Source organism: Streptomyces rubellomurinus, assembly GCF_000961885.1.
GTDB lineage: Bacteria > Actinomycetota > Actinomycetes > Streptomycetales > Streptomycetaceae > Kitasatospora > Kitasatospora rubellomurina.
This window is the reverse complement of record NZ_JZKH01000001.1, coordinates 294077-317009: the sequence shown is the minus strand read 5'-3', so window position 1 is coordinate 317009 and position 22933 is coordinate 294077. Positions and strand designations below refer to the sequence as shown.

Here is a 22933-nt window from a genome sequence, read left to right as displayed (position 1 = left end):
GGTGCGGGGGCCGGGGGGTCGGCGGGGGCGGGGCCCTCGGACGCGGCGGCGGCGTCGGAGGTGGCGTCGGCGGCGGCGCCCTGGTGGGCGAGGACCAGCGCGATCCGGTGGCGGCACACGCCCGGGGCGCCGCAGGTGCAGCTGCCGCCGTCCAGCCCGGTGCCGGGCGGCAGCGCGACGACGCTGCCGTCCGGGCAGGTGCCGCGCAGCGTGCCGTCCGGATCGAGCACGGGCACCGGCCCGTCCCCGGCGGCGACCTCCCGGGCGGCGCGCTTGACCAGGCCGCGGTTGGCCAGCGAGGCCAGCGTCCCGGCGTCCAGGGCCAGCAGGTCGGGGCGGGTCGCGGCGGTCACCGGCCGAGCCTCTCGGCGACGAACTCGGCCAGCATCCCCGGAGTCATGGCCCCCACGTGCGCGCCGGCGTCGGCGAGCTGCCCGGCGAGCTCCCGGTCGTACGCCGGGGCCGCCTCCTCGTCCAGCGCCGCCAGGCCCAGCACGGTCGCGCCCTGCCCGGCCAGCGAACGGACGGTGCGCAGCAGCCGGTACCGGTCGCCGCCCTCGTAGAAGTCGCTGACCACCGCGAGGATCGTGCGCCGCGGGTTCTCCACCAGGCCGGCCGCGTAGTCGACCGCGCGGGCGATGTCGGTGCCGCCGCCGAGCTGGACCCGCATCAGCAGCTCCACCGGGTCCGTCACCTCGGAGGTGAGGTCCACCACCTGGGTGTCGAAGGCGAGCAGATGGGTCTTCAGCCCCGGCAGGTTCCACAGGCAGGCCGCGGTCACCGCGGAGTGGATCACCGAGCCGGCCATCGAGCCGGACTGGTCGACGACCAGGATCAGCTGCCACTGCTCCAGGTGCCGGCGGGTGCGGGAGTGGAAGTGCGGGCGCTCGATCAGGATCCGCCGCTCGGCGGGCCGGTAGCGGCCGAGGTTGGCCCGGACGGTGCGGCGGAAGTCGAAGTCCCGGGCCAGCGGGCGGCGGCTCGGCCGGGCGGAGCGGGCACCGGTGAACGCGTGGCGCAGCTCCGGGGTGAGCCGCTCCAGCAGCTGCCGGACCACCGCCGCGACGATCCGGCGGGCCTGGCCGAGCACCTGCTCGTTCATCAGGTGCTTGGTGCGCAGGACGGCGCGCAGCAGTGCCGCGCTCGGCTCGACCCGTTCCAGCACGGTCGGGTCGGTGACGATCTCCTCGATGCCGTAGTGCTCGACGGCGTCGCGCTCCAGCCGCTCGATCGTCTCGCGGGGGAAGAGGCGGTGGACGTCGTCCAGCCAGTCGACGGCGGTGACCTGGGAGGGGCCGAGTCCGGCGCTGCGGACGCCCCGGCGGTCCAGGTCCTCGTCGCGGCCGTACAGCCACTCCAGGGCGGCGTCGCGGGCGGCGCCCTCGGCGCCCGGCCGGCCGGTCCACGGCTCGGCGGGGGAGCCGAGCACCAGGCGCCAGCGTTCCAGGGCCGGGTCGGGGGCGTTCCCGGGGGCCGTCCCGGCGGCCGGGTCGGGCGGGGTCACCGGGCGGTCCGCAGGCCGTGGCGGTCGAGCAGGGCGGTCACGTTCTCCTCCAGGGCGCGGGCGGCGGCCAGGTGCACGGGGTCGGCGGTGGTGCGGAGCAGTCCGCGGGCCGAGCCGCGCAGCCCTCGGCGCTCGATCAGTCGGCGCGCGATCCGCTCCCGCTCGCGCGGCGGGAACCAGGCGAAGGCCTGGCGCAGGGCCGGCAGGGCGATCAGGAACTCGGCGTCGGTGAGCTCGGCGAGGACGGCGTCGACGGCGGCGAGCAGCGAGCCGTCGCCGGTGTCGGCGGTGACCTCCTCGCGGGCCAGGGCGAACAGGCCGCCCAGCCAGTCGCCGAGCGTGCCCGGGTCGCCCGCGGCGCGCCGGGCGGCGGAGGCGAGGCCGGGTTCGGGGCCGGGGTCGGGGTCCCCGCCGGCGGTGAGGGTGAGGCGCAGGCCGTGGGCGGCGCCGCGCAGGTCGGCGGGGGCGTGCGGGTCGCGGGCGATCCGCAGGGCGAGCGCGGCGGTGTCCGCGGTGGTGACGGTGAGCAGGTCGGGCGCGTGGCGCAGGGTGTCGCGGACGGCGGCGAGGGCCGCCAGGCGGGCCGGGTCGGCGCCGGAGCGGCCGTGCGCGCCCTCGACCAGCCACAGGACGCGGGCGACCGCGCCGTCCAGGACGGCGGCCAGCAGCGGGCTGCGGGCGGCGCCGTACACCCGGTCGTGCCGCCAGAGGCCGAGCGCGGTGGCGAGGACGGCGCCGAGGGCGCCCGGGTCGGGGTGGCGGGCGAGGGTCGCGGCGAGCGTGCCGAGCAGCCGGTCGGTGAGGTCGGTGGCGCCGCACAGCACGGTGTCGAAGAGCAGGGCGGCCAGTTCGGTGTCGGTCGGCCCGGTGGTGCGGGCGCGCTCGGCGAGGACGGTGGCGGCGGCCTCGTCGAGGGTGGCGCCGTACGCGCCCGCCTCGATCAGGGCCGCGTCCCGGCCCGCCTCCGGTCCGGCTTCCCAGCGTTCGGTGGTCACCGGGTCGGCGCCGTGCGCGGGCCCGGCGGTGCGGTGGCGGCCGGGCACGCCGAGCAGGCGCAGCCGGTGCAGGGTCCGGCTCGCCGTCAGACCCTCCTCGGTGGTCAGGTCGCAGGTCAGCGGGCGGCTGCCGGCGGCGCCGATGGCGGCGAGCCGGGCGGCGGCGTCGTGCACCAGCGGCGGGGCCGGGGTGTCGGGGTGCAGCCGCCCGGTGCGGGCGCCGCCGCACGCGGCGACCATCTCGACCACCACCGGGTGGCTGCCGGGCGCCAGCGGGGCGCGCTCGGACCAGGGCAGCGGCTGGGTCAGGTCGTCCTTGACCAGCGCACCGGCCAGGCCGTCGAGCACGTCGGTACGGGCCGGCACGGGGTGGCCGCGCAGCGCGGCGAGGCCGCCGGTGAGCGCGGCGGCGGCGACCAGGTCGGCGGTGGAGACCGGGTGGCGGCGGGCGCGCAGCCGGGTGACCACGGACTGCCGCAGGTGGTCGGCGGCGGCCTCGGGGCCGTCCTCCCAGAGCCGCTGGTAGTAGGCGGGCGAGGGCATGCCCGACTGGTAGCCGGCGAAGGCGTCGAGCTGCCGGAACGAGTACGGCACCAGGTAGCTGCCGGAGACGGCGCCGGGCGGCGGCACGGGCAGCGCGGGCCGGCCGGGGGTCGGGGCCGGGCGTGCGGCGAGGGCCCGCAGGGCGGGGGTGTGGAAGCCGCCGGTGACCACCAGCACGGTCGCGGCGTCGGTCCCGGCCCCGGCGTCGGTCCCGACCCCGGCTCCGGTCCCGGCCTCCGCCTCGGCCTCCGCGAGGACGGCGCGGACCCAGTCCGCCATGTACGCCTCGCGGGCCCGGTCGCCCTCGTCCGCCTCAGACTCGCCGCGGACCAGGTCGAAGTAGGCGTCCAGACGCTCGGCGAGTCCGTCCGCCGGGGCCACCTCGAACAGGCCGTCCCACAGCGCGTCCACCGAGCCGGTGCCGAACCGCTCGCACAGCCGGGCGGTCGCCTCGGCGTACCGCGCCTCCGCGTCGGCGTACCGGTTGGCGCGCAGCTCGAACGCGGGGTGCCAGGACGGCAGGTCGACGAAGAGCACCTCGGCGCCGACCGACCGCCCCTCCCGCAGCGCCACCCACTCCGGCGAGTAGTCGCACAGCGGCGCCCAGGTCGTCGCGGTGCGCTCGGCGTCGCGGTAGTGGCTGAACACGGCGATCGGCAGCTCGTGGCCGAGGGCCAGCTCGTCCAGCCGCCCGTTGAGGTCGGCCGGGCCCTCGACCAGCACGTACCCGGGCCGCAACCGGCGGACGGTCTCCGCCACCAGGCGGGCGCAGGCGGGGGAGTGGTGGCGGACCCCGAGGAAGACCGCGGGCATCAGCCGGCCAGCAGGTGGCGGGCGTCGTGCACGGCCCGCCAGTGCGGGCCGCGCCGCCGCGCGACCCGCTGCTCCAGGTAGCGGCGCAGCCGGGCCAGGTCCTCCGGGCTGTCCTTGGCGGCGGTGCCGGCCAGGCTGGCGACCAGGTCGGCCGCGTTGCCGGCCTCGCCGCGCAGGTACCAGCCGCGCAGTCCGACCGCGTGGGCGACCGAGACCGCCTCGGCGGTGCTCAGCACCGCGGACGGGCGGTCGCCGCCCTCGCCGGCCCGCAGCTCGCGGAAGGTGGTGACCAGCACCTCCAGCAGGTCCCGGTCGGGCGCCGCGGTCACTCCCGAGCGGCGCAGCAGGTGCCCGGACTCGGCCTCGACCAGGGCGAGTTCGGTGCCCAGGTCGGGGATCGGGAAGACCGTCTCGAAGTTGAACCGGCGCTTGAGCGCCGCGCTCATCTCGTTCACCCCGCGGTCGCGGGTGTTGGCGGTGGCGATCACGTTGAAGCCCTGCTTGGCGAAGACCATGCCCTCCGGCCCCTCCAGCTCGGGGATGGCGACCACCCGCTCGGAGAGCAGGGACAGCAATGAGTCCTGCACCTCCAGCGGGCAGCGGGTGATCTCCTCGAACCGGACCAGCCGGCCCTCGGCCATGCCGCGCAGCATCGGCGCGGGCACCAGCGAGCGGGGGGAGGGGCCCTCGGAGACCAGCAGGGCGTAGTTCCACGAGTACTTGATCTGGTCCTCGGTGGTCGCCGCGCCGCCCTGCACGGTCAGCCGGGAGGTGCCGCTGACCGCCGCCGCGATCAGCTCCGACAGCAGCGACTTGGCGGTGCCGGGCTCACCGACCAGCAGCAGGCCGCGGTTGGTGGCCAGCGTCACCAGGGCGCGCTCGACCAGCGCCGGATCGCCGACGAACTTGCGGGCGACGCCGGCCGCCTCGTCGCCGACGATGAACCGGCGGGCCGCGCGCAGGCTCAACTCCCAGCCCGGCGGCCGGTGGTCGCGGTCCTCGGCGCGCAGCGCCGCCAGCTCCTCGGCGTACCGGACTTCGGCGGGCGGCCGCTGGAGCTGCTCCTCGGCGGTGGTGGTCATGGCGTCCTTCCCCGGGTGGTCGGCGGTGAGGTGGCGAGGGGTCACAGCGTGGTCAGCTCGGTGAGGTCGGCGATCACCTCGGAGGCGATCACCGGGTCGAGCTCGGCGAACGTCGGGAACGTCCGGCCGTGGACCCAGTAGTCGCCCGGGTGGCTGTCGATCCACACCGTCTCCACGCGCTGCTCGGGAAAGACGTCGTGCACGCCGACCGCGATGCCGTGCTCCGGGGCGAGCACCACGTAGCGGTCGGGCCCGACCCGGCGGGACAGCCAGCGCTCCACGCCCGCATCCTGCGGCTCGCCGCGCTGCCAGCCGCGCCGCTCCAGGCCGACCAGCCGGCCGGTGGGCAGCACCGGGCCGTTCTCGAAGCGGGCCAGCCGGTGGCCCGCCCGCTCCTCCTCGGTCAGCGCGAACACCGGGCGGCCGAGCTGACGGAACGGCTGCAGGATCTCGTAGTCGGCGAACAGCTCCGACCAGGCGGCGAGGTCCCCGCCGAGCAGCAGCGGGTGGGCCAGCCGGACGGTGGCCCCGGCGGGCAGCGCGAACACCTCGTCCCGGACGTCCGCCAGGGTGCGGTCCTCGGCGACCCGGAACGCCGTCGCCGTGCCGTCCGCCTCGGCCAGCCACACCAGGCGGCGCACCAGGTGCCACAGCAGCGGATGCCCGACGAAGAGCTGCGCGAACTCCTCGGCCGTCCACGACCGTCCGGAGACCATCGCGTCCTCCAGGCGGCGGATCTGGTCCCCCGCCACCGTGCGGACGTCCTTCTTCAGCGCGGCGAAGCGCTTGCGCTCGGCCGGCGCCAGCTCGGCGTCGTCCCGCGCCCCCGGCGCCGGCAGGTCCTTGCGGCGGGCGCCGTCGCCGTCCAGCACGTACGGCTTGAGCTGCTCGTCGAAGCCCACCATGAACGTCCGGGTCCCGTAGTCGACGACGGTGGTCCCCTCGGCGTCCAGCCCGAAGTCCGGCACCAGGCGGTCGGACAGCTGCTCCCCGGACAGGCCCAGCCCGGCCGCCACCTCGGCGATCTTCTCCTGCGCCCGCGCCTTGAGCGCCTTGAACTTCACCCGCTGCGCGATGCCGTGCAGGTGCAGCAGGGCGACGTCGCTGCCGATCCCGGCCAGCACCTCCAGGCCGTCCACCGCGCGGTGGTGCGCCCCCTCGCCCGGCCAGGCCCGGAGCACCGGCGTCAGCCGGCGGACCGTCTCGTCGTCGCCCAGCCGGCCGAGCGCGTGCAGCGCCCACCCGTCCTGGGCCGGCATGCCGGCCAGCCGCCACTGCTCGAACACCGCCCAGCCGAACTCCGTCAACGACCGCGGCTCGCACACCTCGGCCACCTGGTCCAGGCCCGGGTAGAACGAACCCGCCTTCGACAGCGCGAGCATGGTGAGCACGTGCCGCACCGCCTCGGCGGGCAGCGCGCCCCCGCCGCCGCGCACCAGCAGCTGCGGCAGCATCATCGGCTCCGCCCAGTCGCCGGGGCGGGGCAGCTTCGCCGGCAGCACGTTGACCAGCGGGTCGGCCGACAGCAGCGCGCCCACCGCCTCCTGCGCCTGCGGCCCGTACTCGCCGGCCACCGCGCCCACCGCCGCGGCGCCCTGCTCCGCGCCGATCAGCCGCAGGGCCTGCTCGGCGGCGCGCCGGGCCGTCCCGGCCTTGCCGACAGCGGCGGGCACCAGCAGCCGGGCCGCGTCCAACCCGTGCCGGGCGAACCACGAACGGGCGGTGTCCCCGGCCGACTTGAGGCGCAGCAGCCAGTCCGCCATGGTCGCGGCCACCTCGGCGTCCAGGTACGGCAGGAGCAGGGCGCCGTACGCGGCCGGGTTCTGCAGCGCGGCGGCCCGCATCGGCTCCAGCGCGTCCGGTCCGAAGCGGGCGGCGACCCGGCGCAGCGCGCCGGTGGCGTCCCAGAGGTAGTCGTCGCCGCGCCACCGCGAGATCAGCGGCCGGCCCAACTCCTCGTCGCCGTAGGCGAACAGCGCCAGTTCCTCGTGCGCGTTGGAGCGGAGGTGCCCGGTCGGGGCCTGCAACCTGCGGGCGGTGCGCTCCCAGTCGCCGTCCGACCAGCGCGCGTACCAGGACTCGGAGGCCGCCCAGGCCTCCCGCTCACCCGGCAGCCAGCGCAGCTCCGTCCGCTCCGGCCGCGGCGGCACGGTGAGGCCGGTCAGCACGCGGGGCCTGGCGGTGGAGCGCGGCCGGGTCCACGGCGGGCTGGTGAACAGCTCGGGCAGCGACTCGGCCGGGACGTCCGGCACCCGGTCGCCCGGATCGGTGAGCGGCTCGACCACGGCCGCCTGCTCCGGCGTCAGCTCCGACAGCAGCTCCAGCGCGGCCGCGCGGTGGGCGGCGGCGTGCGGGGCGAGGAACTGGCGGGCGAGCCGCCGCGCGGCCGGATCGGCGGGCGCCGCGGCGGCCTCCGCGAGGAGGCGCAGCGCACGCCGGGGGAAGCGGCGCATGGCCGCCATCAGGGCTCCCCGGGCCGCCTTGCCGTTCCCCTGGTGGGCCAGCAGCCCCCGGAAGCCCTCGTCGGAGGGCAGCTCGGCTATCGCCTCCAGCAGCTGCTTCTGCTGGTCGCTGTAGAGGTAGTTGTGGGCCAGGGCCCGCAGCAGCAGCGGTGCGGCGCCGCCCCGGAGCCCCTCCGCCATGGTCGCGACGGTCGCGGCGGACCAGCCGTTCCAGCCCAGGTCCGGCAGCTGGGGGAGCTTCTCCAGCGGCGCGGCCGAGGAGAGCGAGCACAGCAGCAGCGACCACTCGGCCGAGCCCAGCCGCGCGGCCGAGGTCACGCACTGCTCGGCCCAGTCGGACTCGGACGGCACCAGGTACGCCGCCACCACCAGGTGGGACAGGTCGCTCCGGCACCCGGCCAGCGCCTCGACCACCGCGCGGTGGGTCTCCTCGTCGCAGGCCGCCAGCAGCGAGCGCACGCGGTCCGCGGCGGGGCGGTGCGCCGCGATCGCCCGGGCGGACGAGCGCCGGACGCGCGGGTTGGCGGGGCGTACGCCGTTCCAGTCGGTCTCGACCGCCACCGTGAGCAGCTCGACGGTCGCCCTGGCCGCGAACGGCAGGCCGAACTCCGCCACCCAGGCGTCCACCGCCGTCCGGACCTTGTTCTCGGAGGGGACCGCGAACGCCGCGGCCAGCACCGCCGCACCGAGCGGGCTCCGGCTGCCGGACCGGTGCGCGCGGGCGGCCGCCACCAGGTCGGCGGTGCTCCGGTTCGAGCCGAGCGCCTGCTCCAGCCAGGCGTCCAGCCGCCCCAGCGCGGCGTGGTACTCGTTCACCACGTCCTTCACCGGCGCGGTCGGCGGCCGGGGCACGCCGCCCCGGCGGGGGATCAGCACCCGCCGCCAGGCCTCCGGCAGGACGAAGGCGTCCTCGTCGACCGGGACGTCCGGCGGCTCGGCCACGGTCGTGCTCCCGGCCGTCGGCGCCGCCGCGCCGGGCCGTGGGCCGGCGGCCGCGCCGGCCCCGGTCTCCCGGTAGCCCTTGCGCTCCTTCTCGGCGACCGTCCTGGCGAAGTGCGCCCGCGCCGCCTCCGCGGTCGGGAACTCCTTGCTCTGCTCCCGCCCGCCGGTGCCCGTCCGCCCGTACCGCACGGTCACCACGGCACCGTCGACCGCGGCCTCCCAGAACTTGTCCGAGCCACCCTCGACGAACTCCCAGCGCCGCACGCCCCGCCCCTCTCCACACCCGCCTGATCAGGTGAGGAACAGTACCGACACCCACCGACACCCCGACCGGCGGACCTCCCGCCCCCCCTGTCGGGTGATCAGCACGGGGCGGGTCGCAAGCCTGTTCCGCCGCTCACCCGAAGGTGTGATCCGGGCACGAAGGACATGGTGGCGCGGCTACGATCGACGCGGGCATGGTCAGCGGCACCGTTCCCCCGACCCGTCGCTGGACCCCTCCCGCACCGACCGTGGCGACCTGACGGAGGGGCAGTGCGCCGGACTTCCGCCGACCTGCCAGTCCCTCGGCGTCATGCCGTAGGCGGCGCGGAAGGCGCGGCTGAAGTGGCTGGAGTTGGCGAAGCCCCAGCGGCGGGCGATCCCCGCCACCCCGAGTTCCGCGGCCACCGGGCGGAGGAGGTCCCGGCTGCACCGCTCCAGCCGCTGGGTCCGGATCCACCCGCCGACCGTGGTGCCCTCCAGGTGGAAGAGCTTGTGGAGGAAGCGGACCGACATGAAGTTCGCCTCGGCGATCGTGGACGGCGACAGGTCCGGATCGCGGAGGTTGCGCAGGATGTGCTCCTTGACCCGCTCCAGCGAGGCCGCGCTCCGCGAGGCCTGCGGCCGGGAGCGCCCCGACCGGTCGTCGACCAGCAGCGCCAGCAGGTCGAGCGCGGTGGCCGCGGCCCGGCGGCCGACGGCGTCGTCCAGCGCCTGCGCCTCGCGCGCCATCCGCGCGAAGTAGGTCGCCACCAGTGCGGCACTGCCCTCGGTCGCGCTGAACGGCGTCGCGGTGAGCGCCCTCAGGTCCCGTTCCGGGACGTCCAGCTCGGCGCGCGGGAAGTGGAAGGACGTGAAGGCGAACCGCTCCTCGATCCCCTTCCGGAAGACCCGGGAGGTGTCGGTGAGGGAGAACTCGCCCGGCCGGATGACCGACTCCCGGCCGTCCTGCTCCTTGAGCGCGGTGCCGCGCTCCTGGAGGCTGAGGATCAGCGACGGCGGGCCGCCGTCGGCGATCATGCGCCGGCTGCGCGTCACCACCTGGGGCCCCGCCTGGACCCTCGATATCCGCACCGGGCCGAGCTGGTGGCCGACGATCGCCCCGGGCGTCGGCACCTCCTCCAGGAGTTCCACTCTCATCGGCACGAACGCGTGGGCCAGCGCCTCGTGCCAGGTCTCCGCCCGGTCGGAGGCGGACAGTCGCGCGGTGGAGAGAGATGCGGGCACCGGGTTCCTCTCGGGTCGGCCGGCCGCCGGTGGTCCCGTCCACCGCCGTGCCGTCCGGACCACCATGGCAGCGGGCCCGGTGCGGGGCATCGCGTGAACCTACTAGATCGGGGGCGGCCCTCACTTGACGGCCGCGCCGGTGGCGGTGCCGGTGACGTGGCGCTGGGCGAGGACGAGCAGGACGGCGGCGGGCAGGGACGCCAGGACGCCGGTGGCCATCACGGCGTTCCAGTGGTCGGTGTGGGCGCCCAGGTACTGGTAGACGCCCAGGGTGACCGGCCGGACGGTGTCCGTGGTGGTCAGGGTGAGGGCGAAGAGGAAGTCGCTCCAGGCGAAGAGGAAGGCGAAGACGCCGGCCGTGATCAGGGCGTTCCGGCTCAACGGCAGCACCACGGAACGGAAGACGCGCAGCCGGCCCGCGCCGTCCACCCGCGCGGCCTCGATGATCTCCTCGGGGATGCCCCGCATGAACGCGTGCAGGACGACGATCGAGAAGGGGACGCCGGCGGTGGAGTCGGCGAGGACCAGCCCGAGGCGGGAGTTCAGCAGCCCCAGGTCGTTGTAGGCGCCGAAGAGCGCGTTGGCCACCACGATGCCGGGCACGGCCTGGGTGGCCAGGACACCGAGGAGCAGGACCCTGGTGCCGCGCAGCCGGAACCGGGCCAGCGCGTGGGCCGCCGGTGCGGCGAGCGTCAGGCTGAGCAGCGCGCTGCCGAGGGCCACCACGAGGCTGGTGAGGAGGTTGGGCCCCTGGTCGCGCAGCGCGGCGGCGTAACCGCCGAGGTCGGGGTGGAACGGGAACCACTCCCCGCGCAGGGTGTTGCCGGCCGGCTGGAGGGAGGCGTTCACCATCCAGTAGACGGGGAACAGCATCACCGCGAGCAGGACGATCCCGACGAGGGTGGACAGCCGGCCGCCGCGGCCGGGTGGGCGTTTCACGGGATCACCTCGGTTCGGGTACGTCGGTCGGCGCGCAGGTGGAGGACGGCGAACAGCAGCGAGAGGACGATGAGCAGGTTGCCCGCCGCGGCGCCGCGCCCGAAGTCGAACTGCCGGAAGGACAGTTCGTAGGCCCGGGTGGCCAGGGTCTCGGTGGCGCCGGCCGGCCCCCCGCCCGTGACCACCAGGATGACGTCCAGCACCTTGACGGTGTAGACGACGCCCAGCACGAGCACCACCCGCACCGCCGGCCGCAGCAGCGGCCAGGTGATGTGGCGGAACGCGGCCGCCGGGCCGGCGCCGTCCAGTGCCGCCGCCTCGTACAGGTACGGAGGGATGTCCCGCAGGGCGCCGTACAGGATCGCGGTGTTGAAGGGGACGCCGACCCAGACGTTGACCAGGACCACCGACAGCAGCGCCGGGGAGGTGCCGGTGAGCCAGGGAACCCCGGACGACGTGAGGTGGAGGCCGCGCAGCACCGCGTTGACCACCCCGGTGTCGGGGTCGAGCATCCACTTCCAGATGGTCCCGGTGGCGACCAGCGGCAGCAGCCACGGCACCAGCAGGAGCGCGCGCAGCACGCCGCCGAGCGGGAACCGCCGCCGGAAGAACAGGGCGAGGGCCAGGCCGAGGACGAACTGCCCGAGGACGGAGCCGGCCGTGAACAGGGCCGTGGTCAGCACGGTCCGGGGGAAGTCGGCGGAGGAGACGAGCGCCGCGTAGTTCCGCAGGCCCACGAACGGGGCGTCACCGGTGTAGAAGGTCGTGACGGTGTACTGCTGGAAGCCCATCACGGCGTTGTCGACCATCGGGCAGCCGAAGAACAGCAGCAGGTACGCCGCGGCGGGCGCGAGGAACAGCCACCGGGTCCAGCCCTCCCCGCGCCGGAGCGGCGAGGGGTCAGTGGCCCGTGGCGATCTGCTGCGCATGGCTGAGGGCTTCCTCCGGTGTCTGTTCACCCGTCAGCGCGGACTGGATCGCGGTGTAGATCCCGGTCGCGGCCCGGGGCCACTCGACGCCGAGCTCGCCGGTACGGGCGCGCGCCACCGTGACGCTCCGGGCGAAGGCGGCCGTCGACGGGTCCTCCTCGGCCTGCTGGGCGGCCACTGCGGTGCGGGAGGGCACGGTGTGGTGGTCCCGGGCCACGGTGCGCATGCTGGCGGGGGAGTTCAGGCAGGCGAGGACCTGGGCGGCCTTCTGCTGCCGGGCCTTGGAGGGGTTCTGCGGGACGGTCCACACCTCGCCGCCGAGCGGGGTGACCGGGGTCTGCCCGAGCCGGGGGACGGGGACGGGGGCCACGCCCCAGTGCAGGTTCGCGTCCTGCTCCAGGGCCGGGATGCGCCACGGCCCGTTGATCATCATGGCCGTCCGTCCGGCGACGAACTGGTCGTGGACGTCGGCCTGGGTCCAGTTCAGCACCGACTTCGCCATGGATCCGCTCTTCACCAGGTCGACCCAGAGCTGGAGCGCCTGCGCCGCCTGGGGGGTGTCCAACTGCCGTTCGTCACCGCCGTTGGACCACAGGAAGGGCAGGAACTGCCAGGTGCCCTCGAAGGTGGCGTTGGCGTCGACGGCCATGCCGTAGCGCCCGGGCCGGGTCAACGCGGCCGCGGCCGCCTTCAGTTCGTCCCAGGTCCGCGGGACGGCGACGCCGGCCTCGGCGAGCATGTCCTTGTTGTAGACCAGGGCGACGGTGCTGACGTTGGGGGCCAGGCCGTAGACCTTGCCCTGGTAGCTGCCCGCGGACAGGATGCCCGGGGCGAAGCCGTCGGCGTCGACGCCGTAGTCCTCCAGCGGGGTCAGCGCGCCGGTCCGGGCGATCTGCTGCAGGTCGGGGTTGTCGAGCATCAGCAGGTCGGGGAGGGTCCGCGAGGACGCCTGTTGCAGGACCTTGGGGACCAGGGACGCCCCCGGGACGCTCGTCTGCTCGACCCGCACCCCGACCGTGCGGCCGCACGCGGTGAGCAGGTCGCCCCACTGGGCGTGCTCGGCCTGGTCGGTGTAGTAGTCGAGCGCGGTGATGGTGGTGACCTCGCCCCCGGCCGGCCCGGGCCCGGTGCCGTGACCGCACCCGGTGGCGGCCGGCGCCAGGAGCAGGAGCCCGGTCAGGAGGGCGGCGATCCGCCGGGCCGACGATCCGGCCGGTGAGGTCATGCTGGTGCCTTCGTCGGGTGTTCGGGGGTCGGGGTCCGTCGGACGCTTCCGTTCGAACGCATATTAAACACCCCCCGGAGTACCCGTGGTGTGCGCGGTGGCCTCCCGGATCATCGCCACCACGGCTTCGGGCCGCGCCAGCGGGGCGGCGTGCGAGGCGTCCAGCACGTACTCGGTGGCCGCCATGCGCTGGGCCATGAAGCGCTGGGCGGCGGGGTTGAGCATCCGGTCGGCGGTCGCGATGGCGTACCAGGACGGCTTGTCCGCCCAGGCGGGTAAGGCCGAGCGGTCGGTCAGCGCGCCGCAGGCGACCGGGCGTTGGGCCGCGGCCAGCGCCCGCCCGGCCGCGGGTGACAGGTCGTCGGCGTACAGCTGCCGGAACCGCTCCGCGCGGATGGACACCTCGCTGTCGGGGCCGGCGGGGAGGAGGGTGGTGGCGGCGGCGTCGGCCAGCGGGGAGGGGGCGAAGCGGTTGGTGATGTCCAGCACGCACTCGCCGGCGTCGAGGCCGAACCCGGCGACGTAGCACAGGGCCACCACCTGGTCGGCATCGTCGGTCGGCTGGGTGATCACCGCGCCGCCGTAGCCGTGGCCGACCAGGACCACGGGGGTGGCGAGCTCGCGCACCAGGCTCCGGAGGCGCGCTGCGTCGTGCGCCAGGCCGCGCAGCGGGTTCGCGGGCGCGTGCACCGTCAGACCGGCGGCGCGCAGCGGGCCGACGACCCCGGACCAGGACGAGGCGTCGGTGAACGCCCCGTGGACCAGGACGACGGTCGGCGGGACGGGGGCGGGTCTGGGCATGCCGGTGGCCTTCGACTGGGCGGCGGAGTGGGGCAGGGCGAGGAGAACGGACCTGGGGCCCAGCCAAGCGGGTCCGGCCGGGTCGGGGCATCGCGTGAACGTACCAAGCCGGCGCGCTCAGGCCCCGGAGAGGTCGGGAACCTCCGGGAGGGTGGCGACCAGGTTGGCGAGCTGGACCCGGGAGCCGATCGACAGCTTGCGGAACACGGACGTCAGATGGGTGTTGACGGTGTGCGGGGACACCACGAGCACGTCGGCGGCCGAGCGGTTGGTGTGGCCCTGGGCGATGAGGCGCGCGACCTTCTCCTCCGAGGCGGTGAGGGCGCCCCAGCCCTGGACGGGCCGCCGTACGGTGGCCGCCCGGCGGCTCTCGCCTCCGGCACCTTCCAGGGCGCGTTGGACGTGGGCCGCCGCGGCGTGGGCGCCCGACTCGGCGAAGGTGTCCCGCGCGAGCGCCAGCGCGGCCACCGCCGGGCTCCGCCGCCCCGCGGCCAGCAGGGCCAGGCCGAGATCGGCGTGAGCGGCGGCCCGGGTCAGCGGGCGGGGGCTCGCGCCGAGCAGGTCCACGGCGTGTGCCAGCACGGCGGGGTCGTTCCGGACGAGCCCGCGGGCCTGCACGGCGATGCCGGCGGCGGTCGGCACGGCGGGGTTGCGCCCGGCGTGGGCCTCGGCCTGCGCGGCCAGGTCCTCGGCGAGCTCGCGCTCCCCGGCGCGCAGGGCCATGCGGACCGCGGCGTCGACCCAGTCGCGCAGCAGCCGCCAGCGCAGGAAGGGCCCCTGCTGCTGGACCCGGCGGATCCGGTCGACGGCGAGGGCGACGTCCCCATCGGCCTCGGCGTGGACGGCCTCCAGGAAGGACACCGCGGCCGTGTTGCCCGCGTTCGGTTTGACGGCCAGGTGCTCCCGGGCGGCGAGCAGGTTCTCCCGGGCCGCCTCCCGGTGGCCGCGCAGCAGGGCGATCCGGGAGCGGATCACCCGCCCGTTCAGCTGCTGGACGGGCACCCGCACCTCGTCCTCCAGGCGTTCCATGGTCACGAAGTCGGCCTCGGCGTCGTCGAGTCGGCCGAGCCCCAGGTCGTGCTGGCCCTGGGCCCACAGCAGCATGGCCTGACGCACCGCACCGCCCCCCTCCGCCGCCCGCAGGAGCAGGCGCTCGGCGGAGGCGAAGTCGTCCACGTGCACGTGCGCGACGACCTCCTCGGGGAGGAAAGCGGAGTCGATGGTGCTGAGCGCGGCGAAGCGCTGCAGCGCGACCGCGTTCTCCCCCGCGTTCAGCGCGATCTCGCCCAGGCCGGACAGGGCCAGCACATGGGCCTCCCGGTCGCCGATCGCGGTGGCGGTCCGCAGCGCCGTCTCGCCGGCCTCCCGCGCCACGCCCAGGTCACGGCCGCGGGACAGGGCCAGGGCGCGCAGGGCGGCCAGCCGGGCGCATATCTCCGGGGCGGAGCCGCCGGCGGCGAGGGCGGCCTCGGCCCGGCGGCGCAGCTCCTCGGCGAGGTCCATGGTCCACAGCGCCCCTCCCAGGGCGGACTGGAGCCGGCCGAAGGTCTCCAGCGGCGGCCGGTCGGCCAGCAGCCGGTCGCCGGTCTCCAGCGCCTCGCGGTTGCGGCCGGCCCGGGCCAGGCAGAGGATCGTCTGCTCGCCCACCTCGAACTTCAACTGCCCGGACGACGGGACCAGTTCGAGGGCGCGCAGCATCAGGTCGGCCGCCGGGCCGGGGGTCACCGCCAGCACGTCGTCGGCCGCGCGCCGCAGCAGCGCCACGGCCTCCTCGTCCCCGGGTACGGCGCCCCGGAGGATGTGCGGCACCGCGTCGATCGGCTGCCGGCCGGCGGTGACCAGGCGGCGGGCGGCCGCGCGGTGCAGGGCCTTGCGGGCCGAGGGCGGGATGTCGGCGTAGACCGCCTGGCGCAGCAGGTCGTGCCGGAAGACCAGGTGGTCGCCGTCGTCGTCCAGGAGTCCGGCGCACACCGCCTCCTCAAGGGCCGGGAGCAGGGCGGCGGCCGGTTGGTCGCAGAGCGCGGCGGCGTCCTCGAAGTCGAACCGGCGGCCCAGCACCGCGCCCATCTGCAGGAAGCGCAGCGTGCCGGGCTGCAGGGACCGGAGCCTGCCGCGTACGCCCACCACCAGCCGGGAGGGCACCACGTCCCGTGGGACGTCGGTGCTACGCAGTCCGGCCAGCATCTCGACCGCCAGGAACGGGTTCCCGCCGGCGCCGTCGAGCAGGTCCCGCACCCATGCGTCGACCGCCGGTCCGAGCGTGTCGTCGGCCAGTTGGCCGATGGCCGCGCCGGACAGCGGGCCCAGGGACACCGTGACCGTCGCGAGGTTGCCGGCGGCGGCCGCCACGATCTCCTCGGCCGGGCCGGCGGGCTCCCGGCGCCCGGTCAGCAGCCACAGGACCGGCGAGGTCCGCAGCCGGGTCGGCAGCTGCTGCAGGGCGAACCGGCTCAGTGCGTCGGCCCACTGCACGTCGTCCAGCCCGATCAGCACCGGCGCGTCGGTGGCCCTGGCCTCGATCGCCTCCGCCAGGCGCTCCACCAGCCAGATCCGCTGGTCGTGGTTGCGGGCGAGATCGGCGAGGTCGTCGCCGGAGAGCAGCGGCCGGTCGCCGTGCAGGACGCTGGCCGCCAGCGAGGAGAGCGGGACGATGTGGTGCAGCTCCTCGGCCTTGCCGAGGCCCACGGAGAACCCCGCCGCGGCGGCCCGGGCGGCGGCCTCGGCGAGCAGGGTGGTCTTGCCGATGCCCGGTTCCCCCTGGATCAGGGCCAGTCCGCCGCTCCCGGTGTCGGCCACCGAGCCGATCAGGGCCTGGAGCCGTGCGAGTTCGGCCTCCCGGCCGCGCAGACCGCGATGGGACAGCGGACCGCCTGACCCTGCCATGTCGAGCTACTTCCCGTCCGCCCACGCCGGCCGGAGTCGTTCGGTTCCGGCCGTGCCACTGTTCCCGGCTTCCCGAGGGTACAAGGGAGGCGGCGGGGATGTTCCGCCGGTGCACGGTGATGTGACGGTCCGTGCACCGCTGAGCGGGGGCACGGGGGCGGCAGGGGGGTCCTTCCGGCCGGGCCGGTCGGCGAGGACCGGTGGGTTCAGGGGGCCTCGCCGGTCGCCGAAGCCCGGCCTCCGGGTGTTTCAACTCCCGTGTTTGTCAGGTGAGTTGGCGGCCTTCGAGGGCGCGGGTGCGGCCTGCTCCGAGGGGTGCGCGGCAGGCGGGGCGGGCACCGTCCGGGGTGGGCGGAGCCGCCGGATCCCCGGTTTGTTGAAGGTTTGTCCATCTCGTTCCGCTCCTTGTAGGAAGGACGCCGGGGGCTGTCGAGCGAGGAGGCCCCCGCATCCGCACAGAACCACTTCCAACCGGTCGGAGACTCCCGTGAGCCAGTCGGGTCCCTCACCCATGCCCGAAACTCCCGCGACAGAAGCCGAAGTCCCCGGGCACCGGCTCGACCGAGCCGCCCGCGAGGGCGGCGAGGGCTGCATCGACATCCTCTCCCCGCCGCCCGGGACCGATTCCGAGGACTGCCTCCACATCGCCCTGCACGTCCACGGCGCGGCCTCCGTCCGGCGCGGCGGGGCCAGCACGGTCCTGGCCCCGGGGGACCTGGTGATCAGCGCCACCCCGCACCCGGCGGGCCTGCTGCAGGACTCCGAGTGCCGGATGCTCCGCTTCCGCGTCCCCTGCTTCTACCTGGGTGTGCGGCAGGGCGACGTCCGGCGGGCGGGCGGACTGCTGGCGCGGGGGAGCGAGGGGATCGGCTCGCTCGCCTCCCAGTTCCTCCGCACCCTGGCGGCTCAGGAGCGGGCCCACCGGGCCCGGCCGGGCAACCACCTCGCGCGCGGCGCCTCCGACATCGTCGCCGTCCTGGTGGGCGAGCTGCTCGACCGGGAGGACCCGGAACACCCGGGCGGTGCGGCCGAGTTGCTGGCCCGGATCCGCGTCCACATCGAGGAGAACCTCGCCGACCCGGACCTCTCGCCCGGCTCGATCGCCCGCGCGCAGCACATCTCGGTGCGCTATCTCCACAAGCTCTTCCAGCAGGACGGCATGACCGTGGGCCAGTGGGTCCGGCGGCGCCGACTGGACGCCTGCCGCCGGGAGTTGGGGCGCCCGTCCCGGCGGCAGACCAGTGTGTCCGCGGTCGCGCACCGCTGGGGCTTCGTCAGCCACTCCCACTTCAGCCGGGCGTTCCGGGACGCGTTCGGCGTCTCGCCCCGCGAGTGGCAGGCCTACGCCACCCGGGCCGAGGGGCGCGATCCGGCGTCCTGATTCCCCGGCCGGCGCCGTCCGAACAGACTGCCGCAGCCGCCCCACACGGCGCCGCACCGCCCGTCCTGGTGAGGACGCGGTGCGGCGCCGGTGGGTTGACGTCAGCGGTCGGTGTGGACCTCCGCGACGTAGCCGCCCGGGAACCGGACCACGGCGCTCTCCCGGCCGCCCGCGCGGACCGGCCCCGACAGCACGGTGGCGCCGGCCGCCTTCGCCCGCTCCAGGGTGGCGCCGAGGTCCGGCACGCCGTAGCCGGTGGTCTCCAGGCCGAACGGGTGCGGCAGGTGGCCGTCCGTCACCGCGACGGTGGTGGCGCCGAAGCCGGAGGTGAGCCGGATCAGCCGGTACGTCGTCCCGGGCAGGCCGATGGCGGCGCCGTCGGCCCGCCGGTCGTCGGAGACGACGCGGCCCTGGGTGAAGGCGAGGTAGCTGTCCAGGAAGGCGCCGACGGAGTCCGGCGGCAGGTAGAGCCGGTTCTCCGGCACGCTCGCCGGGGCGGGGTAGGACGGCGCGGTGGTGTGGACGTACAGCTGGGCGTTGACCCCGCCGGGGAACTGGACGACGGCGTCCCGGCCGATCGGGTCGGTGAACGGTGCCACGGTCACGGCGGCGCCGTCGGCGCGGGCGGCCCGGACCGCCTGGTCGAGGTCGGTCACCAGCCAGCCGGTGCGCTCGGTGCCGAACGGGTACGGGACGGGCGTGGTGTAGTCGAACACCGACAGCGTGCCGACCGGGGACACGATCAGCTCGGAGAGCGTCCGGCTGGGCGCCGGGGTCACCTGGGTGGAGACCGGGCCGATCGTGGTGCCACCGAAGGTGGACGTCCAACTGGCCACGAAGGCCTGCTCGGTGCCCGGCGCGACGTACACGTGGGTGGTGTCGTACTGCGGGCCGACGGCGAAGTGCTGGTGCCGGCCCGGCTTCGCCGAACCGCTCGGGGTGGCCGAGGCGGTGGGGACCGCGGTCAGCGCGGCGACCGCCGCCACCCACGGGACCACGCGCCGGACGAGTCGAAGCTTCACGGGTGACCTCCTGGTCATGGTGCGCGCCCGGCGCCCGTTCGAACGGGCGCCGGGCGCGGGCGGGTGGCCGGTGCCGCCGCTGTCCGAACCAGGGGCGACGGCGGCACCGGCGAGGGGACGGACGGCCGCGGTCGGGGGAGGCGCGGCCGCCCGGGTCACTTCGCGAGGAAGGCGAGCAGCGCGGTGTTGACCTCCTCGGCGTGGGTCCAGAGCAGGCCGTGCGGGGCGCCCTCGATCTCCACGTACTCGGCGGAGGGCAGTGCGCGGTGGAAGGGGCGGGCGGTGTTCTCCACGGGCAGGATGCGGTCACCGGTGCCGTGCAGGATGAGGGTGGGGACGTCGATGCGGGGGATGTCGGCGCGGAAGTCGGTGTACCAGGTGGTCGGGGCGGCCGAGGCGGCGAAGGAGCCGCCGCTCGCGGCGACGTTCCAGCTGTTGCGGACGGCCTCTTCGCTGATCCGGCTGCCGAGGTTCTCGTCCAGGTTGTAGAAGTCCTGGTAGAAGGCGGTGTAGTAGGCGTACCGGTCGGCCTTGACGGCGGCCACGATGCCGTCGAAGAAGTCCTTGGTGGCGACGCCGTCCGGGTTGTCGTCGGTCTTGAGCAGGAACGGCTCCAGGGAGGCGAGGAAGGCGACCTTGGCGATGCGGGCCGAGCCGTAGGCGGACACGTAGCGGGCGACCTCGCCGGTGCCCATGGAGAAGCCGACCAGCACGGCGTCGCGCAGGTCGAGGGTCTCCAGCAGGGTGTTGAGGTCGGCGGCGAAGGTGTCGTAGTCGTAGCCGGTGGTCGGCTGCGAGGACTGGCCGAAGCCGCGCCGGTCGTAGGTGATGACGCGGTAGCCGGCGGCCAGCAGCTCGGCGCTCTGGCGCTCCCAGGAGTGTCCGCTCAGCGGGAAGCCGTGGATCAGGACGACCGGCTGCCCGGTGCCGTGGTCCTCGTAGTAGAGGTCGATGGAGGTGGAGTTCTCCTGGCCAACGGTGATGAACGGCATGGTGGTTCCTCTTTCTCGGGCAGCGGGTTGGCTGCGATGCGGCTCACGCTAGGGGCGGCCGCCGCCGGCCTGTGGCCTCGGAGAGCACCCGCTCTCGCCCGAGAGTGCTCCGGGTGCCGCCCGGCGCGTCGGGCGGGCCCCGGCCCCGGTGCGGGTGCGCGGAAGGACCGCAGCCGGTGCGCCGTCGGAACAGGCCGTGGGCCGGCGCGTTCCTAGCCTGGTCCCCGAACCGCCCAGCCATCCCCGGGAGCACCATGAGCAGCCAGCCGCACCTCCACCAACACGCCGCCGAGATCCAGGAGTTCGGAACCGTCACCCAACTGCCGATCGCGCTCTCCCACGACGCCCGGCAGTACTCCTGCCAGCGGCTCAACCGCGTCCTCGCGGACACCCAGTTCCTGTACGCGCTGTACAAGAAGTGCCACTGGGGCATGCGCGGGCCGACCGCCTACCAGCTGCACCTGCTCTTCGACAAGCACGCCCAGGAGCAGTTGGAGCTGGTCGACGCGCTCGCCGAGCGGGTGCAGACGCTCGGCGGCGTCGCCGTGGGCGATCCCCGGCACGCCGCGCTGATCACCGGGGTGCCGCGCCCGCCGGACGGCGTGGAGGACGTGCACTCGATGCTCTCGCGCCTGCTCGACGCCCACGAGACCGTCCTCGCCGACGTCCGCGACGCCGCCACCCGCACCGCGGAGCTCGGCGACGACGGCACCCAGGACCTCCTGGTGTCCCAGATCATCCGCACCGGCGAGACCCAGGTCTGGTTCCTCGCCGAGCACCTGGTCGTCACCCCCGGGACCCGGGCCTGACCGCGGGCCGGGTCCGCTCGAAGGCGGACCCGGCACCGCCCGCCTTCGCCGGGGGCTTCCTGCTCAGCCGCGCCAGGTCTCCAGCAGGCGCAGCCAGACCTCGCTGATGGTCGGGTAGGCCGGCACCGCGTGCCACAGCCGGCCGAGCGGCACCTCGGCGGTGACGGCGACGGTCGCCGAGTGCAGCAGCTCCGTGACCCCGGACCCGACGAAGGTGGCCCCCACCACGGTCTCCCGGTCCAGGTCGATGACGGCCCGGGCCCGGCCGCGGTACCCGTCGGCGTGCAGCGAGGCGCCCGCGACGTCGGCGAGGTCGTAGTCGACGGCCCGCACCCGCAGGCCCCGGGCGGTCGCCTCGGCGAGGGTGAGGCCGACCGAGGCCGCCTCCGGGTCGGTGAAGACCACCTGGGGCGCGCCGGCCCGGTCGGCGGTCGCGACGCTGCGCCCCCAGGGGGCGACGTCCAGGTCCCGGCCGGCCGCCCGGTCGGCGATCGCGGTGCCGAACACCCGTGCCTGGTACTTGCCCTGGTGGGTCAGCAGCGCGCGGCCGTTCACGTCGCCGGCGGCGTAGAGCCAGCCGCCGTCCACGCCGACGGCCAGCCCGGTGTCGTCCACCGCGATCCACCCGCCGGGTTCCAGGCCGACCGTCTCCAGCCCCAGGTCCTCCGTGGCGGCCCTTCGCCCGGTGGCGAACAGCACCTCGTCGGTGCGCAGTTCACCGTGTTCCCCGAGGTCCAGGGCCACCTCGCGGTCGCGGGTCAGGCCGCGCACCGACACCCCGGTCCGTACGTCGACACCGGACTCCCGCAGGGCGGCGGCGACGAGCTCGCCCGCGAAGGGTTCCATCCGCGGCAGCAGCCCGGACCCGCGGACGAGCAGGGTGACCCGGCTGCCCAGGGCGCTCCAGGCCGTGGCCAGTTCGGTGGCGACGGCGCCGCCGCCGACGACGGCCAGCCGGGCGGGGACCGCGGCGGAACCGGTCGCCTCCCGGCTCGTCCAGGCGCCCGCGCCCCCGAGGCCCGGGAGGTCGGGCAGGGCGGCGCGGGTGCCGGTGCAGACCGCCACGGCGTGCCGGGCGGTCAGGACGCGGCGGTCCCAGTCGGTGCCCTCCACCCGCACCCGCCGCGGGCCGTCCAGCCGGCCGTGCCCGCGGACCAGCGTGATCCCGGCGGACTCCAGCCAGGCCACCTGGCCGTGGTCCTTCCAGTGCGAGGCGAAGCCGTCGCGCCGGCGCAGCACGGCCGCCGCGTCGAGGGCGCCGGTGACCGCCTCCCGGGCGCCGCGCAGCCGCCGGGCGTCCCGCAGGGCGGCCGGCGGGCGGAGCATCGCCTTGCTCGGCATGCAGGCCCAGTAGGAGCACTCGCCGCCGACGAGCTCCCCCTCCACGATCGCCACGCTCAGCCCGCCGGCTCGCGCGCGGTCGGCGAGGTTCTCCCCGGTCGGGCCGGCGCCGATCACCACGACGTCGAACTCCTCGGATCCGCTCATCTGTCAGTCGCCTCCTCGTCACCCCCCTGGGGATGACGGTCGTTCACAAGGGAATGGGTTCGCCGTCGACGTTCCGGCGGTTGCGGGCCCCCGGGCGGCTTGCGCTGCCCGGGGGCCCGCGACGGTCCGGGCGCGGCCGCCTCAGGCGCGGTGCAGGGCGACCCGGGTGGCCAGGCCGCCGCCCACCCCGGCGGCCACGGCCGCGGGCAGCCACCACAGCGCCCAGTGCGCCAGGCCGAGGGCGCCGTCCACCGACCACTGGCCGGGGCCGGTGGCGGTCAGCGCCGCGCCGATGACGATCAGGACGAACGGGAACTCGTACCCGTCGTGCTGCACCCACAGCCCGTGGGGCCACTTGACCGTCAGCGCGACCGTCATCACGCCCATCAGCCCCGCGCCGGCCAGCGGGGTCAGCAGGCCGGCGGCCAGCATCAGTCCGGCGCCGATCTGGGTGCCGCCGGCGGCCAGCGCGGTGAGCTTGCCGCCGCGGAAGCCGTCGCCCCGGAACTCGGCGCTGCCGCCCTCCAGGCCGTTGCCGCCGAGGCGGAAGCTGATCTTCTGGACGCCGTGGCCCGCGATCAGCAGACCGGTGACCAGGCGCAGCAGGAGAAGGCCCGTGTTCATGTCGGACTCCG

At 75.7% G+C, this 22933-nt stretch carries 16 protein-coding genes and 1 pseudogene; 2 read left to right on the top strand and 15 right to left on the bottom strand.

The genetic code is table 11. The annotated features are described in order from the left end of the window. The 11 genes and pseudogenes from VM95_RS42225 to VM95_RS01185 form a co-directional block, all read right to left on the bottom strand. A pseudogene (locus VM95_RS42225) lies at positions 1–353 on the bottom strand (hypothetical protein); the annotation flags it as partial. After that, complete coding sequence (locus tag VM95_RS01230; protein ID WP_045692012.1) at positions 350–1504, bottom strand: VWA domain-containing protein; 1155 nt, start codon at positions 1502–1504, stop codon at positions 350–352. The gene VM95_RS01230 and the pseudogene VM95_RS42225, both read right to left, overlap by 4 nt. Continuing rightward, on the bottom strand, positions 1501–3855 hold the full coding sequence (locus VM95_RS01225; RefSeq protein WP_045692011.1) for a DUF5682 family protein: 2355 nt from the start codon (positions 3853–3855) through the stop codon (positions 1501–1503). Before VM95_RS01225 ends, VM95_RS01230 begins: the two co-directional genes overlap by 4 nt. Continuing rightward, complete coding sequence (locus VM95_RS01220) at positions 3855–4937, bottom strand: ATP-binding protein (RefSeq protein ID WP_045692072.1); 1083 nt, start codon at positions 4935–4937, stop codon at positions 3855–3857. The genes VM95_RS01225 and VM95_RS01220 overlap by 1 nt, the downstream gene beginning before the upstream one ends. Before the next feature lie 41 nt (positions 4938–4978). Then, complete coding sequence (locus tag VM95_RS01215; RefSeq protein WP_045692010.1) at positions 4979–8605, bottom strand: DUF4132 domain-containing protein; 3627 nt, start codon at positions 8603–8605, stop codon at positions 4979–4981. A 198-nt stretch (positions 8606–8803) separates the two neighbouring features. Continuing rightward, entirely contained in the window at positions 8804–9829 is a 1026-nt protein-coding gene (locus VM95_RS01210) for an AraC-like ligand-binding domain-containing protein (protein WP_063773427.1), read from the bottom strand. Between the two features lie 120 nt (positions 9830–9949). After that, the gene (locus VM95_RS01205; RefSeq protein ID WP_045692009.1) at positions 9950–10768 is read right to left on the bottom strand and encodes a carbohydrate ABC transporter permease; all 819 of its coding nucleotides are present in this window, start codon (positions 10766–10768) and stop codon (positions 9950–9952) included. Further along, positions 10765–11697 carry a carbohydrate ABC transporter permease gene (locus VM95_RS01200; protein ID WP_045692008.1) on the bottom strand — a complete coding sequence of 311 codons (933 nt, stop codon included), beginning with the start codon at positions 11695–11697 and terminating at the stop codon, positions 10765–10767. The genes VM95_RS01205 and VM95_RS01200 overlap by 4 nt, the downstream gene beginning before the upstream one ends. Next, positions 11669–12922, bottom strand: a complete 1254-nt coding sequence (locus VM95_RS01195; protein WP_045692007.1) for an ABC transporter substrate-binding protein — start codon at positions 12920–12922, stop codon at positions 11669–11671. The genes VM95_RS01200 and VM95_RS01195 overlap by 29 nt, the downstream gene beginning before the upstream one ends. A 63-nt stretch (positions 12923–12985) precedes the next feature. Next, on the bottom strand, positions 12986–13723 hold the full coding sequence (locus tag VM95_RS01190; RefSeq protein ID WP_045692006.1) for an alpha/beta fold hydrolase: 738 nt from the start codon (positions 13721–13723) through the stop codon (positions 12986–12988). 117 nt (positions 13724–13840) lie between these two features. Then, the gene (locus tag VM95_RS01185) at positions 13841–16606 is read right to left on the bottom strand and encodes a helix-turn-helix transcriptional regulator (RefSeq protein ID WP_045692005.1); all 2766 of its coding nucleotides are present in this window, start codon (positions 16604–16606) and stop codon (positions 13841–13843) included. 511 nt (positions 16607–17117) lie between these two features. On the opposite strand from VM95_RS01185, the gene VM95_RS43995 reads away from it, so the two are divergent. Next, positions 17118–17987, top strand: coding sequence for a helix-turn-helix domain-containing protein (locus VM95_RS43995; protein ID WP_052707071.1), 870 nt, complete (start codon positions 17118–17120; stop codon positions 17985–17987). Between the two features lie 101 nt (positions 17988–18088). Here VM95_RS43995 and VM95_RS01175 read toward each other — a convergent pair whose 3' ends face one another. Beyond that, entirely contained in the window at positions 18089–19009 is a 921-nt protein-coding gene (locus VM95_RS01175) for a VOC family protein (protein WP_208615380.1), read from the bottom strand. A 155-nt stretch (positions 19010–19164) separates the two neighbouring features. Beyond that, complete coding sequence (locus tag VM95_RS01170; RefSeq protein ID WP_045692004.1) at positions 19165–20001, bottom strand: alpha/beta fold hydrolase; 837 nt, start codon at positions 19999–20001, stop codon at positions 19165–19167. 254 nt (positions 20002–20255) lie between these two features. Here VM95_RS01170 and VM95_RS01165 point away from each other — a divergent pair, with 254 nt between their 5' ends. Beyond that, positions 20256–20810 carry a Dps family protein gene (locus tag VM95_RS01165; protein ID WP_045692003.1) on the top strand — a complete coding sequence of 185 codons (555 nt, stop codon included), beginning with the start codon at positions 20256–20258 and terminating at the stop codon, positions 20808–20810. A gap of 63 nt (positions 20811–20873) precedes the next feature. Here VM95_RS01165 and VM95_RS01160 read toward each other — a convergent pair whose 3' ends face one another. Together VM95_RS01160 and VM95_RS01155 are read right to left on the bottom strand one after the other, a co-directional pair. Then, complete coding sequence (locus VM95_RS01160; RefSeq protein WP_045692002.1) at positions 20874–22298, bottom strand: dihydrolipoyl dehydrogenase family protein; 1425 nt, start codon at positions 22296–22298, stop codon at positions 20874–20876. A 141-nt stretch (positions 22299–22439) separates the two neighbouring features. Next, positions 22440–22922, bottom strand: coding sequence for a DoxX family protein (locus VM95_RS01155; RefSeq protein ID WP_045692001.1), 483 nt, complete (start codon positions 22920–22922; stop codon positions 22440–22442). Positions 22923–22933 lie beyond the last annotated feature (11 nt).

What these genes read in the sequence shown, in the direction of transcription:
- VM95_RS01160 (WP_045692002.1), bottom strand. Translation starts at nt 22,298, where the DNA reads ATGAGCGGATCCGAGGAGTTCGACGTCGTGGTGATCGGCGCCGGCCCG.
- VM95_RS01165 (WP_045692003.1), top strand. Translation starts at nt 20,256, where the DNA reads ATGAGCAGCCAGCCGCACCTCCACCAACACGCCGCCGAGATCCAGGAG.
- VM95_RS01190 (WP_045692006.1), bottom strand. Translation starts at nt 13,723, where the DNA reads ATGCCCAGACCCGCCCCCGTCCCGCCGACCGTCGTCCTGGTCCACGGG.
- VM95_RS01225 (WP_045692011.1), bottom strand. Translation starts at nt 3,855, where the DNA reads ATGCCCGCGGTCTTCCTCGGGGTCCGCCACCACTCCCCCGCCTGCGCC.
- VM95_RS01200 (WP_045692008.1), bottom strand. Translation starts at nt 11,697, where the DNA reads ATGCGCAGCAGATCGCCACGGGCCACTGACCCCTCGCCGCTCCGGCGC.
- VM95_RS01220 (WP_045692072.1), bottom strand. Translation starts at nt 4,937, where the DNA reads ATGACCACCACCGCCGAGGAGCAGCTCCAGCGGCCGCCCGCCGAAGTC.
- VM95_RS01185 (WP_045692005.1), bottom strand. Translation starts at nt 16,606, where the DNA reads ATGGCAGGGTCAGGCGGTCCGCTGTCCCATCGCGGTCTGCGCGGCCGG.
- VM95_RS01195 (WP_045692007.1), bottom strand. Translation starts at nt 12,922, where the DNA reads ATGACCTCACCGGCCGGATCGTCGGCCCGGCGGATCGCCGCCCTCCTG.
- VM95_RS43995 (WP_052707071.1), top strand. Translation starts at nt 17,118, where the DNA reads ATGCCCGAAACTCCCGCGACAGAAGCCGAAGTCCCCGGGCACCGGCTC.
- VM95_RS01170 (WP_045692004.1), bottom strand. Translation starts at nt 20,001, where the DNA reads ATGCCGTTCATCACCGTTGGCCAGGAGAACTCCACCTCCATCGACCTC.
- VM95_RS01155 (WP_045692001.1), bottom strand. Translation starts at nt 22,922, where the DNA reads ATGAACACGGGCCTTCTCCTGCTGCGCCTGGTCACCGGTCTGCTGATC.